Raw genomic sequence first — 11,579 nt, forward strand, 5'->3', positions numbered from 1 at the left:
CGTTACCGATTGCTCTTGGCGAGCAGGACCAAGCCGATGATCACCCGGATGCCCCCGAAGAGCATCGGTCCCCAGGCGACGATGTAGACCCCGCCGCTCCCAGAGGCGTTCGAGTACGTGAGCACGGTGATGAGCAACCCGATCACGAAGAACACCGCGCCGATGCCGATGGTCCGTGTGGCCCTGCGGCGCTCCCGGTCATCGACCCCCTGATAAGGCGCGCCTTGGAAGGGCGGGTTCTGCTGGTACGGCCCGTTCTGGGGCGGAGCCTGGTACGGCTGCGGCGCGTTCGGGTACTGCGGGTTCGGGTACTGCGGGTTCTGCTGGTAGGGACCCTGATCAGGCGCATTCGGATACGGCGGCTGGAAGCCACCGTGCTGTGGAGCGCCCTGGTATGGGCCGGCAGGCGGAGTCTGAGGGTGATTCGGCGAGGGCGGCACGGCGCCTGGATATTGCTCTGTCATCTTTTCCGCTCACTGGATGCGGCCGGGCTGATTCTGATCAGGACGCCCGTCACCGTAGTCGAGCGGCCGTCGCCCCTACGTGCTGTTTGACCAAGAAGACCGGATAGAGACTGGTCTTTTCGGCTGGTACCTCGGCAATCCTCGATGAGGTGACCTTGCCGTAGACGTGCTGTTCGCCCAGAACGGCCCGTACGAGGGTCAATGTCCCGCGTGCGGCCGCTACGAGGCTCCACCGGCGGCGTGCGCCGGGACGGGCGCGCCGTCGCCCTGTGGGTGGAAGGTGCGGCGGTAGGCCATCGGTGACACGCCGATCGCCGCGTGCAGGTGCTGGCGCAGCGAGACGGCAGTGCCGAAGCCGGCCCGGTGGGCGACCTGGTCGACCGGCAGGTCGGTGGTCTCCAGCAGGTGCCGCGCCAGCTCCACCCGCTGCCGGGCGAGCCATCGGCCGGGGCTCATGCCGACCTCCTCCTGGAACCGGCGCGTCAGCGTCCGCACGCTCATCCCGGCCCGCGCGGCGAGCTCGGGCAGCGTGATCGGCCGGTCGAGGTGCTCCAGCGCCCAGGCGCGGGCCGGCGCGGTGCCCTCGTCGTGCGGCTCGGGCACCGGGCGCTCGATGAACTGCGCCTGACCCCCGTCTCGCCACGGCGGGACGACGACGAGGCGAGCCACCCGGTTGGCGACCTCGCTGCCGTGGTCGCGGCGCACGACGTGCAGGCACAGGTCGGTGCCCGCCGCCGCCCCGGCAGAGGTGAGCACGTCGCCGTCGTCGACGAACAGGACATCTGGGTCGAGCCGGATCCGGGGAAAGCGTCGCTGGAACTCGGCCGCCTCATTCCAGTGGGTGGTCGCCGGACGGCCGTCGAGCAGCCCCGCCGCTGCCAGCACGGAGACACCGGTGCAGATCGACATGATGCGGGTGCCCGGCCGGATCAGGGCCAGGGCCGCCGCGATCTCCTCGGGAAGCCGGTCGATGGGCTGGCATGCCCCGAAGGGCGGGATGACGACGGTGTCGGCGGTGGCCAGCGCCGTCGCGTCGTGGTCGACGACGATCGAGAAGTCGGCGTGCGTGCGCACCGGCCGGCCGTCCACCGTGCAGGTGACGACCTCGTAGAGCGGCTCGTCGTCCGGGCCGTACGCGGCGCCGAAGATCCGCCCGGGGATGCCGAGCTCGAACGGAACGGTGCCGTCCAACGCGAGGACGGCCACGCGGTGGGGAGACCCCGGCGGAAGGCTCATGGCCAGATTCTTTCACACGATGTCCATATGGCCACTCCCGGTCGGCGGGCGGCGGCCCGAGGCTTGGTCCGTCGGAACGACCACGAGAAGAAACGGAAGACTCGATGAACACCATGCGGGCGATCGTGCAGGACGGACCCGGCGGCCCGGAGGTGCTGAGGATCGCCGAGGTCGAGCGGCCGGAGCCGGACCGGGTCGAGGTCCTGGTCCGGGTGCACGCGGCCGGCGTGAACCCGGCCGACTGGAAGACCCGCGCGGGGGGCGGTTCGGTGCCGGGCCTCGGGTGGGACGTGTCGGGCGTCGTCGAGGCGGTCGGCCCCGGCGTGACGCTGTACGAGCCGGGGGACGAGGTGTTCGGGATGCCGCGCTTCCCGCATCCGGCGGGCGCGTACGCCGAGTACGTCACCGCGCCGCCGCGCCACTTCGCCCGCAAGCCCGCCGGGATCGATCACATCCAGGCCGCCGCGCTGCCGCTGGCCGCGCTGACGGCCTGGCAGGGACTGGTCGACACGGCGGGCGTCCAGGCGGGGCAGCGGGTCCTGATCCATGCCGCCGCCGGAGGGGTCGGCCACCTCGCCGTGCAGATCGCCAAGCTCAAGGGTGCGTACGTGATCGGTACCGCCCGCGAGGCCAAGCACGAGTTCGTGCGCGGTCTGGGCGCCGACGAGGTCGTCGACTACACGAAGGCGGACTTCGCCGAGGCGGTCCGGGACGTCGACGTCGTGCTCGACACGATCGGCGGCGACTACGGTCCCCGGTCCCTGGAGACCCTTCGCGACGGCGGCACCCTGGTGTCGTACGTGCCGCCGGTCGAGGACGACCTGCTGGCCGCGGCCGAGAAGCGCGGCATCAAGGCCGGCTGGACCCTCGTCGAGCCGGACTACGCGGCGATGAAGGAGATCGCCGCCCTCGCCGAGGCGGGGAGGCTGCGTGCAGCGATCGACTCGGTGTTCCCGCTGGAGGAGGCCGCCAAGGCCCACGAACACGGCGAGACGGGCCGCACCACCGGCAAGATCGTGCTGACGGTGGCTCCCTGACGATCCGGGTCGGGGCTCATCGGCCGAGCAGGCGGTCGACGGCGCGGCGGGCGCGGGCGGGGGCCGCCGGGTCGCGGTGCAGCTGAATGGCCTGGCCCGCGGCGAGCGCCACGCCGCCCAGCTCGAAGACCAGCTGATCGACGTCGGTGCCTGCGGGCAGGTCACCGGCGTCGACCGCCGTCCGCAGCTCGGCGGCCACGTAGTCGGACCAGCGGGACAGGGCGGTGCGCACGGCGTCCCGGACGGGGCCGGGACGCCCGTCGAACTCGGTGGCGACCGACGTGAGGAAACAGCCGCCGTGGCCGTCGTCCGCCATGTACGCGATCCACTCCCCGAAGGCGCGTGCCAGCCGATCCGCCCCGGGCTCGGCACCCGCGACGCGCGCCGGGACCCGGTCGCGGAACTTCTCGATCGCGGCGTCGAGCGTCGCGAGCTGGAGCGCCTCCTTGGTGCCGAAATGGCCGATCACTCCGGCCTTGCTCATCCCGAGCTCGGTGGCGAGCCGGCCGATGGTGACGCCTTCGAGCCCCTCGGCGGAGGCCAGCGTCAGGGCGCACTCGATGATCCGGGTCCGGGTGGCGGCCGTCTCGACGGCGGACTTGCGCGGGCTCATGGGGACAGCTTAACCTACCGATCGTTCGCTAAACACGAACGATCGTTCGGTAGCTAAAGGGGTCACCATGAAGATCCACCACCTCAACTGCGGATCGATGCGCGAGATCGACCCCGCCGACGCCGCAGACCACCGCCTGGAACCCGCACGGGCGCTGAACCACTGCCTGCTCGTCGAGACCGACGCCGCGGGTCTCGTCCTGGTCGAGACCGGATTCGGCACGCCCGACGTCGACCGCCCGGAGGAGACCCTCGGCCGGACCTTCCTGGACCGGACCCAGGCGCTGCTCGACCCGGAGGAGACCGCCGTACGGCAGATCCGGCGCCTCGGCCACTCGCCCGACGACGTGCGCCACATCGTGCTGACCCACCTCGACCTCGACCACAGCGGCGGGCTGCCGGACTTCCCGCAGGCCACCGTTCACGTACACGACGCGGAGTACCGGGCCGCCATGGCCGCGACCGGCGCGCACCCCGAGCACACCCTGCGCTACCGGCCCGCGCACTGGGCGCATCGCCCGCACTGGAGGACCTACGAGTCGCGGAAGGGGGAGTCCTGGTTCGGGTTCGACGCCGTCGAACTCGACGGCCTGCCCCCGGAGATTCTGCTGATCCCGCTCGCCGGACACACCGAGGGGCACTGCGCGGTGGCCGTACGGGACGGGGACCGATGGCTCCTGCACGCCGGCGACGCGTTCTACCACCACGGGCAGATCGAGCCGGACGACCGCTGGTCCATGCCCCTGTGGGAGGCGCTGGAGGAGATCACGGAGATCGACCGGCCGCTCCGGGTCGCCAACCAGGCCCGCCTCCGTGAACTCCTGCGCGACCACGGCGACGAGGTCGATGTCTTCTCGGCCCACGACCCCTGGGCCTTCGCGCGTCTCGCTCCAGCGGGCTGATCGTTCATCGACTGTCCGGTACGGCGCCGGCCGGCTGTGCGGGCGTGTCCGCGCGCAGTACGGCCACCAGGGCGCCGATGTCATCGCGCGGAGAAGTACTCATGGTGACCTTCCAATCAGGAAACGGATGGTTCCGACGTTCTGCCGGGATCGTGACCCGTATGTAGTTCGTCGTCCGCCGCCGAGGCGGTGGGGACCGGCTCCTCGGCGACCGGCGCGGGGAGCCGGAGCGTGAGGCGGCGCACGTCGGGGACGGCGAGCACGAGCAGGCACGCGGCCACGACCAGCCCGGCCGTTCCGGCCAGGGTGGCCGACGTGCCGACCGCGGCGCCGAGCGGCCCGGCCACGGCCAGGCCGGCCGGGGTCAGGCCGAGCGAGGTGAGCCAGTCGTAGGCCATCACCCGCGACAAGGCGCGCGCCGGGATGTGCTGCTGAACGGCGGTCAGCCAGACGGAGTTCATGAACGTCAGGCCACCGAACGCCAGACCGGCGGCCACGGCGACGAGCGGTGCGGGCGCGCGGGCGGCGAGAAGGGCCAGGGGAAGGCCGAAAATGGCGAGCAGCAGGTTGCATGCGGTGAGCGGGCGGCGCGGCCGTAGGCGGAGCGCGGTCACGGCTCCGACCACGGCGCCGAGCGCACCGCCCTGGGTGATGACACCCCAGGCGACCTGGCCGCCGAGCGACCGTACGGCGACGAGCGGGCCGAGGGTCAGGTAGCAGGAACTCGCGAGGTTCCAGATGGCGTGGACGATGAGGTTGGTCCAGTACCAGCGGTGACGTCGCATCTCGGTCCAGCCGCCGGCCAGTTCCGTCCAGAAGCCCTCCCGGGGCGCGCCCTCATGGCGCACGCGGAGCAGCGCGAGTGTTCCGACGCTGACCGCGAACGTCGCCGCGTCCAGCAGGAAGGCCCAGCCGGCGCCAGCGGTGATCACCAGGGTGGTGGCGATCATCGGCCCGAGCACCCGGCCCGCCTGCCGGGAGAACTGGGTGAGGGCGTTGGCCTGCTGCAGGCGGTCCTCTTCCACGGTGGCGGGGATCAGCCCGTCGGCGGCGGGCATGAAGAACGCCGACGCCGCGCCGGACAGCGCCGAGAGTGCGATCAGGTGGCCGAGGTGAACGGTGCCGGCCAGCAGCTCGAGGCCGATCGTGACCTGGACGAACAGGTTGACGACGTCCGCCGTGAGCATCACGAGGTGCCGTGGCAGGCGGTCGGCCCAGACCCCACCGGCCAGCACGAGGAGCAGCCGGGGGACGGCGGCCGCCGCGAGCACCGCCCCGAGGTCGGTGGCCGATCCGGTGGCCTGGATGACGGCGAGGGCGAGCGCCACCGGAGTGATGGCGTCGCCGAGGCCGGACAGGGTCTGCCCGGCCCACAGCAGTCGGAACCGGCGGTCCGCGAGAGGGGTGAACACGCCGAAGAGATTACTGCGAAATCGTACTATCCGAAAGCGCATTATTCGATCGGCGGGATACTGAGGGCATGGAGAGGGACTCGGTCGACCGGCACGTCGAGCGATGGCTCCCCGAGTTGCCGGACCTCGATCCGCGCATCGAGGGCATCGTGACCCGGATGCAGTTCATCGTCCGCTACCTGCGCCGCAACAAGGAGCAGGTGCTCAAGGAACGCGGCCTGCAGATGGGGGAGTGGGAGATCCTGCACACCCTCCGCCGCGCCGGCGCGCCGTACCAGACGGCCCCGACCGCGCTCGCCGACGCCTCCGGCGTGCCACCCACCACCATGACGAGCCGACTGGACCGCCTTGAGGGACGTGGCTTCGTCGTCCGCGTCCACGACCCGGCCGACCGGCGGCGACTCCTCGTCGAACTGACGGACAAAGGCCACGCCGCGTGGCGGAGCGCGATGGCGGGACTGGACCGTGGCGAGAAGGAACTGCTCGCCACTCTCGGCACCGACGAACAGGACCGGCTGGCCGACCTGCTCCGTCCCCTCATGCGCCACGTCGACGCCCGGACGTGACCCGGCGGACCGCGTGTGCGGTGCGGGCGCGGACGCCGCTGGGCAAGGCGAGGGTATTTACTTTGCATTAGCGCGGTTATCGGTATGTCTGAGCAAGGCCTACGACTGGAAGATCGCAGGTCAAGGCCCCGCTACTACCGAGGAAACGTTCTTGAATAGCTCTACGATCGGTTCATGACCTCAGTTCTGCTCGCCGAGGACGACACGTCCATATCCGAGCCTCTCGCCAGAGCGCTGCGGCGGGAGGGATACAACGTCGAAGTCAGTCCCGACGGTCCGCAGGCTCTCGAGCGGGCGCTCGGGGGCGGGGTGGACCTCATCGTCCTGGATCTCGGCCTGCCCGAGCTCGACGGGCTCGAAGTGGCCCGGCGCGTGCGCGCCGAGGGCCACGGCGTGCCGATCCTCATCCTCACCGCCCGCGCCGACGAAGTCGACACGGTCGTGGGCCTCGACGCCGGCGCCGACGACTACGTCACCAAGCCCTTCCGGCTCGCCGAGTTGCTGGCCCGCGTCCGCGCGCTGCTGCGCCGTGGCAGCACCGAGACGCCGATCGTGCAGGGTGTCCGGATCGACGCCGAATCCCGTCGCGCCTGGATGGGCGACCAGGAGCTTCAGCTCACGACCAAGGAGTTCGACCTTCTCCGCGTGCTGGTCCGCGACGCGGGCAAGGTCGTGACCCGAGAGCAGATCATGCGGGAGGTGTGGGACACCAACTGGTGGGGCTCGACCAAGACCCTCGATATGCACATCTCCTGGCTTCGTCGCAAGCTGGGAGACGACGCGGGCAGTCCGCGTTACATCACGACCGTGCGGGGAGTGGGCTTCCGCTTCGAGCGCGGTGACTGATCGTGTGAACCCGGCGTGACCACCCCCTGGTCACGTCTCGGGCGAAAGAGAGGCACCCCCATGAGGCGACGGCTCCTGCTGTCCACGCTGGCCGTCGCGGTCGTCGCCGTGCTCCTGCTCGGTATCCCACTGGGCTATGCGACCCATCGGCTCCTCTACGACGAGGCCGAACAGCAGGTCGAGCGGGAGGCGGCGACCGTGGTGGCCGGCGTGAACCTCAAACAGGAAGGCAAGCAGTCCATCGTCGGCGATCAGATCGCCAGAGAGTTCCCCAGCCGGTACATCGTCGTCACACTGGCCAACGATCAAGTGATCACGGCCGGCGTCGCGCCGCCCAAGGGCGCGCACGTCATCCGGAAGACCGCCAACGACCGAGGCGTGCGGGTGCAGGTCTCCCGGGACGCCGCCGACATCGAGGCGGAGGCCCTGCGCACGTTCCTGCTGATCGGCAGTCTCGTCGTGCTCGGCGTGGGTGTGGCGGTCGGCCTGGCGATGGTCCAGGCGCGGAAGCTCACGCTGCCGCTGATCGACCTGGCCGAGACCGCCGAACGCCTCGGTTCCGGCAACGCGCGGCCACGCCGCCGCCGGTACGGCGTGCCCGAGGTCGACCGGGTCGCGGAGGTGCTGGACCGCAGCGCCGTGCGGATCGCCGACCTGCTGGCCGCGAGCCGTGAGTTCGCCTCCGACGCCAGCCATCAGCTGCGTACGCCGCTGACGGCGCTGTCCATGCGGCTGGAGGAGATGGTCGAGGCGTCGGACTACCCGGAGGTCGTCCGGGAGGAGGGCGCGGCCGCCGCCGCGCAGGTCGAGCGACTCGCCGCGGTGGTCGAGCAGCTTCTCGCTCGGGCGAAGCACGACCCCACCGGTGACGCGGTCCCGGTCGCCGTCGACGAGATCCTCGACCAGCAGGTGGAGGAATGGGAGCCGGTCTTCCGGCGGGAGGGACGCCGGCTGACGGTGTCCGGCGTCCGGGATCTCACCGCCGTGGCGAGTCCCGGCGGTCTCGCGCAGATCGTCGCGACGCTGCTGGACAACTCGCTCATGCACGGCGGCGGGACGGTCACGATCCACACCAAGGAGACCGTCTCGTCGATCGTCGTGGAGGTCGGGGACGAGGGCAAGGGAGTTCCGCCGGAGCTGGAGCGCCGGGTGTTCGACCGCAACGTCAGCGGCCGATGGCAGGGCACCGGGCTCGGGCTCTACCTCGCGCGTTCGCTGGCCACGGCGGACGGCGGGCGGCTCGAGCTCGTACGCGCGCGCCCGGCGACGTTCGCGGTCTTCCTGCGGAAGGCCGACGAGGTCCTGCGGGCGCGGGAACGCGTCGTCAGCGGGCCGGCCTAGTGGTCTCGGGCCGGGTCAGTGGACCGGCTTAGGGATCGCCCGCTCTTCGGGCCGGTCGGCCGGCGCGGGCACCTGGGCCTCGGGCAGCCCGGTGTGCGGGTCGACCGGCGGCGCCGTCGGCGGCAGGAAGACCCACTTCTTGTACGCCCAGTAGCGGAACAGGGTCGCCACGCCGGTGCCGATGATCTGGGCAACGTTGAACGCCACGCCGTTGCGAAGGTCGAGAACGTAGTGGGTGAAGCCGATGAACACCCAGGTGATCGCCAGGCCGACGCCGTTGAAGACGAAGAACAGGACGTACTCGCGGCTCAAGCCGGTCTTGTCGCGGTGGCGGAAGGTCCAGAAGCGGTTCGCGAAGTAGGAGAAGGTGGTCGCCACGATCGTGCCGACGCCGAACGACGTCAGCGGGCCGACATGCAGGCCCAGGTGCAAGGTGTTCGAGATGCCGATGGTGATGATGAAATTGAGCACGCCGATGGTCCCGAACGCCGCGAGTTCGTGGATCAGATGAGCGAATCTCTGATAAAGCCCACTGGCGAAACGCACGAACGTGTGACCTTTCGTTCGAGCTCGGCGGCTGATCGCGCGCCCCGGCACACCTGGATCTTGATACCCCTCGCTTACCAGGTTAGACGCCCTCTCCCGGCGTATGGTTCCGACGGGTTCCGCGAGTACCCGGTCTCTGAGCACGACGGATAGGCTTCGGGCGTGACGGACAGGCAAGACATCCCGGTCGTCGGCATGGTCGGCGGAGGGCAGCTCGCACGGATGACGCAGCAGGCGGCGATCGCGCTCGGCACGCCGCTTCGCGTGCTCAGCGACAGCGCCCACGCCTCCGCGGCCAAGGTCATCGTCGACGTGCGCATCGGCGACCACCGCTCCCTCGACGACCTGCGCGCCTTCGCCAAGGACGCCGACGTCGTCACGTGGGACCACGAGCACGTTCCCGGCGAGCACATTCGCGCCCTGGAAGAGGCCGGCGTCGCCTGCCGCCCCGGGTCCGCGGCCCTGCTGCACGCCCAGGACAAACGCGTGATGCGTGAGAGGCTCATCGAGCTCGGTGTGCCGTGCCCGGACTTCGCCGTGCTCGACGACGCGCCCCTGGCGACCCTCGAGACGTTCGGCCGGGACACCGGCTGGCCCGTCGTGCTCAAGGCGACCCGCGGCGGCTACGACGGCAAGGGCGTATGGGTCTGCGCGTCCCTCGACGAGGCCCGTGCCGTCGTCGAGCGCGCCGCCGCCGAGGGCGTCGGCCTGCTGGCCGAGCGGCACGTGCCGTTCCGCCGGGAGCTGGCCGCCGTCGTCGCCCGCTCCCCGTACGGGCAGGGCGCGGCGTACCCGGTGGTGGAGACGGTGCAGCGCGACGGCATCTGCCACGAGGTGATCGCGCCCGCCCCCGGCCTGGACCCCGAACTGGCCGAGGAGGCCCAGCGGCTCGCGCTCACCATCGCCGACGCCCTCGGCGTGACCGGCCTCCTGGCCGTCGAGCTCTTCGAGACCGACCGCGGCGTCCTGGTCAACGAGCTCGCCATGCGCCCGCACAACTCCGGCCACTGGACGATCGAGGGTTCGCGCACCTCCCAGTTCGAGCAGCACCTGCGCGCCGTGCTCGACCTGCCGCTCGGCGACACGACGCCGACCGCGCCGTACACCGTCATGGCCAACGTCCTGGGCGGCGAGGACCCGGACGTGTACAAGCGTTACATCCACGTCATGGCCCACGACCCCGCCGTGAAGGTGCACTTCTACGGCAAGGAGGTCCGGCCCGGCCGCAAGATCGGCCACGTCACCGCACTCGGCGACGACCTGGAGGAGACCCGCGAACGGGCCCGCCACGCCGCCGACTACCTGAGAGGGACCATTTCATGACCGTCGGCGTCGTCATGGGCAGCGACTCGGACTGGCCGGTGATGAAGGCCGCCGCCGAGGCCCTCGAAGAGTTCGACGTCGCCTACGAGGCGGACGTGGTCTCCGCCCACCGCATGCCGAACGACATGATCGCGTACGGCTCGGAGGCCGCGTCGCGGGGCCTGCGCGTGATCATCGCGGGCGCGGGCGGGGCCGCCCACCTGCCGGGCATGCTCGCCGCCGTCACCCCTCTGCCGGTGATCGGCGTGCCGGTGCCACTGAAGTACCTCGACGGCATGGACTCCCTGCTGTCGATCGCGCAGATGCCCGCCGGAGTCCCCGTCGCGACCGTCGCGATCGGGAACGCCCGCAACGCCGGCCTGCTGGCCGTCCGCATCCTCGCGGCGAGCGACCCGGAGCTGCGCGAGCGCATGGAGGACTTCCAGCGCGACCTGTATGACCAGGCCAAGAAGAAGGGCGAGCGCCTGCGCCGCGGCTGACCGGTCTTGCCGGTCATTGGCGCTTGAATGCGCTCATTAGCGCTGGCCATCCGCCTGCGTAACGGGATCAGAGCGCCAGTCCGAGGTAGCGCGTGATGGCGTGCTCGACCTTCGCCAACTCGTCGCGTTCGAGATACGCCACCGGATCGCCGTCGATGTACCGGGTGTCGATCGACCTGATCTGGTCGACCAGGAAGCGGGTCTGGACACCCATCAGCTCGAGGGTCGGACGGAAGACGGCTTCCTGAGCGCTACGCGAGGTCGGAACGATCGTCGCCACACTCCAGGCCATCGAACTCGGACTCACCACGAGGCCGTAGCGTCTGCCCCGCTGCTCGTGTCCGCGCTTCTCCTCGCCGAGGTTGACCTTGTAGACGGCCCCCCGGATCACCAGGAGTCCTCTTCGGACGACAGGTCCTCATCGGCCAGGCGCTCGGCGTCCGCCCGGGCCTGCTTGAGCCAGTCCTCACGCTCCAGCAACCGCAGGGCGCGCCGGATCACGTCGGTCACGCCCTCATCAGAGCGCTTGGCCGCGTCGATGATCCGCCTGTCCTCCTCGGTCGGCCGGAAGGCGATCTGCGATGTACCCATGTCACCAGGGTATCTCTGCGTTTGACAAACGTCTAGCAACTGTTGGACGGCTCGGAGCGTGGGCGCACTGGTGCCGGTCCAGGTGCCGGATCGGTCCGGCCCGGCACCTGGACCGGAACCGCTTATTTGAGGAGTTGGCGGGCCATGACGACGCGCTGGATCTGGTTGGTGCCCTCGTAGATCTGGGTGATCTTGGCGTCGCGCATCATGCGCTCGACCGGGTA

At 70.6% G+C, this 11,579-nt stretch carries 15 protein-coding genes; 7 read left to right on the plus strand and 8 right to left on the minus strand.

Going from position 1 to position 11,579, the window contains the following annotated elements; translation table 11 throughout:
- Window positions 1-2: 2 nt before the first annotated feature.
- Window positions 3-464, minus strand: coding sequence for a hypothetical protein (locus AB0I04_RS32700; RefSeq protein ID WP_360893181.1), 462 nt, complete (start codon window positions 462-464; stop codon window positions 3-5).
- A 219-nt stretch (window positions 465-683) separates the two neighbouring features.
- Window positions 684-1,700: a helix-turn-helix domain-containing protein gene (locus tag AB0I04_RS32705; protein WP_360893184.1), complete on the minus strand. Its 1,017-nt coding sequence runs from the start codon at window positions 1,698-1,700 to the stop codon at window positions 684-686.
- Window positions 1,701-1,813: 113 nt separating this feature from the next.
- Here AB0I04_RS32705 and AB0I04_RS32710 point away from each other — a divergent pair, with 113 nt between their 5' ends.
- Window positions 1,814-2,737: an NADP-dependent oxidoreductase gene (locus tag AB0I04_RS32710; protein ID WP_360893229.1), complete on the plus strand. Its 924-nt coding sequence runs from the start codon at window positions 1,814-1,816 to the stop codon at window positions 2,735-2,737.
- 16 nt (window positions 2,738-2,753) lie between these two features.
- On the opposite strand, the gene AB0I04_RS32715 is transcribed toward AB0I04_RS32710, so the two are convergent.
- Entirely contained in the window at window positions 2,754-3,350 is a 597-nt protein-coding gene (locus tag AB0I04_RS32715; protein WP_360893187.1) for a TetR/AcrR family transcriptional regulator, read from the minus strand.
- A 67-nt stretch (window positions 3,351-3,417) separates the two neighbouring features.
- Here AB0I04_RS32715 and AB0I04_RS32720 point away from each other — a divergent pair, with 67 nt between their 5' ends.
- Entirely contained in the window at window positions 3,418-4,251 is an 834-nt protein-coding gene (locus AB0I04_RS32720) for an MBL fold metallo-hydrolase (protein WP_360893189.1), read from the plus strand.
- A gap of 116 nt (window positions 4,252-4,367) precedes the next feature.
- On the opposite strand, the gene AB0I04_RS32725 is transcribed toward AB0I04_RS32720, so the two are convergent.
- Window positions 4,368-5,663: an MFS transporter gene (locus tag AB0I04_RS32725; protein WP_360893192.1), complete on the minus strand. Its 1,296-nt coding sequence runs from the start codon at window positions 5,661-5,663 to the stop codon at window positions 4,368-4,370.
- A gap of 68 nt (window positions 5,664-5,731) precedes the next feature.
- Here AB0I04_RS32725 and AB0I04_RS32730 point away from each other — a divergent pair, with 68 nt between their 5' ends.
- From AB0I04_RS32730 to AB0I04_RS32740, 3 genes are all read left to right on the plus strand, one after another.
- The gene (locus tag AB0I04_RS32730) at window positions 5,732-6,229 is read left to right on the plus strand and encodes a MarR family transcriptional regulator (RefSeq protein ID WP_360893195.1); all 498 of its coding nucleotides are present in this window, start codon (window positions 5,732-5,734) and stop codon (window positions 6,227-6,229) included.
- Window positions 6,230-6,403: 174 nt separating this feature from the next.
- Window positions 6,404-7,075, plus strand: a complete 672-nt coding sequence (locus AB0I04_RS32735; RefSeq protein WP_141956913.1) for a response regulator transcription factor — start codon at window positions 6,404-6,406, stop codon at window positions 7,073-7,075.
- A gap of 60 nt (window positions 7,076-7,135) precedes the next feature.
- Window positions 7,136-8,416 (plus strand): HAMP domain-containing sensor histidine kinase, encoded by a 1,281-nt coding sequence (locus AB0I04_RS32740; protein ID WP_360893199.1) that lies wholly within the window; start codon window positions 7,136-7,138, stop codon window positions 8,414-8,416.
- Window positions 8,417-8,431: 15 nt separating this feature from the next.
- On the opposite strand, the gene AB0I04_RS32745 is transcribed toward AB0I04_RS32740, so the two are convergent.
- On the minus strand, window positions 8,432-8,962 hold the full coding sequence (locus AB0I04_RS32745) for a GtrA family protein (RefSeq protein WP_360893202.1): 531 nt from the start codon (window positions 8,960-8,962) through the stop codon (window positions 8,432-8,434).
- 162 nt (window positions 8,963-9,124) lie between these two features.
- Between AB0I04_RS32745 and AB0I04_RS32750 the strand changes: the two genes are divergently transcribed.
- Window positions 9,125-10,285 carry a 5-(carboxyamino)imidazole ribonucleotide synthase gene (locus tag AB0I04_RS32750; protein WP_360893205.1) on the plus strand — a complete coding sequence of 387 codons (1,161 nt, stop codon included), beginning with the start codon at window positions 9,125-9,127 and terminating at the stop codon, window positions 10,283-10,285.
- A complete protein-coding gene (purE, locus tag AB0I04_RS32755; protein ID WP_360893208.1) occupies window positions 10,282-10,764 on the plus strand; it encodes a 5-(carboxyamino)imidazole ribonucleotide mutase in 483 nt (160 codons plus the stop codon). The genes AB0I04_RS32750 and purE overlap by 4 nt, the downstream gene beginning before the upstream one ends.
- 67 nt (window positions 10,765-10,831) lie before the next feature.
- Here the strand turns inward: purE and AB0I04_RS32760 are convergent, their stop codons facing one another.
- The 3 genes from AB0I04_RS32760 to AB0I04_RS32770 all read right to left on the minus strand — a co-directional run.
- Window positions 10,832-11,155, minus strand: a complete 324-nt coding sequence (locus tag AB0I04_RS32760) for a type II toxin-antitoxin system PemK/MazF family toxin (protein WP_360893211.1) — start codon at window positions 11,153-11,155, stop codon at window positions 10,832-10,834.
- A complete protein-coding gene (locus AB0I04_RS32765; protein ID WP_360893214.1) occupies window positions 11,152-11,355 on the minus strand; it encodes a hypothetical protein in 204 nt (67 codons plus the stop codon). The genes AB0I04_RS32760 and AB0I04_RS32765 overlap by 4 nt, the downstream gene beginning before the upstream one ends.
- 122 nt (window positions 11,356-11,477) lie before the next feature.
- On the minus strand, window positions 11,478-11,579 hold a 102-nt coding region (locus AB0I04_RS32770; protein WP_360893231.1), incomplete at its 5' end, for an acyl-CoA dehydrogenase family protein.

Source organism: Actinoallomurus sp. NPDC050550 (assembly GCF_040655075.1).
Taxonomy (GTDB): Bacteria; Actinomycetota; Actinomycetes; order Streptosporangiales; family Streptosporangiaceae; genus Actinoallomurus.

Excerpts from the sequence above, each read along its gene's own strand:
- AB0I04_RS32700 (WP_360893181.1), bottom strand. The coding sequence starts at position 464 with ATGACAGAGCAATATCCAGGCGCCGTGCCGCCCTCGCCGAATCACCCT.
- AB0I04_RS32705 (WP_360893184.1), bottom strand. The coding sequence starts at position 1,700 with ATGAGCCTTCCGCCGGGGTCTCCCCACCGCGTGGCCGTCCTCGCGTTG.
- AB0I04_RS32710 (WP_360893229.1), top strand. The coding sequence starts at position 1,814 with ATGCGGGCGATCGTGCAGGACGGACCCGGCGGCCCGGAGGTGCTGAGG.
- AB0I04_RS32715 (WP_360893187.1), bottom strand. The coding sequence starts at position 3,350 with ATGAGCCCGCGCAAGTCCGCCGTCGAGACGGCCGCCACCCGGACCCGG.
- AB0I04_RS32720 (WP_360893189.1), top strand. The coding sequence starts at position 3,418 with ATGAAGATCCACCACCTCAACTGCGGATCGATGCGCGAGATCGACCCC.
- AB0I04_RS32730 (WP_360893195.1), top strand. The coding sequence starts at position 5,732 with ATGGAGAGGGACTCGGTCGACCGGCACGTCGAGCGATGGCTCCCCGAG.
- AB0I04_RS32735 (WP_141956913.1), top strand. The coding sequence starts at position 6,404 with ATGACCTCAGTTCTGCTCGCCGAGGACGACACGTCCATATCCGAGCCT.
- AB0I04_RS32740 (WP_360893199.1), top strand. The coding sequence starts at position 7,136 with ATGAGGCGACGGCTCCTGCTGTCCACGCTGGCCGTCGCGGTCGTCGCC.
- purE (WP_360893208.1), top strand. The coding sequence starts at position 10,282 with ATGACCGTCGGCGTCGTCATGGGCAGCGACTCGGACTGGCCGGTGATG.
- AB0I04_RS32765 (WP_360893214.1), bottom strand. The coding sequence starts at position 11,355 with ATGGGTACATCGCAGATCGCCTTCCGGCCGACCGAGGAGGACAGGCGG.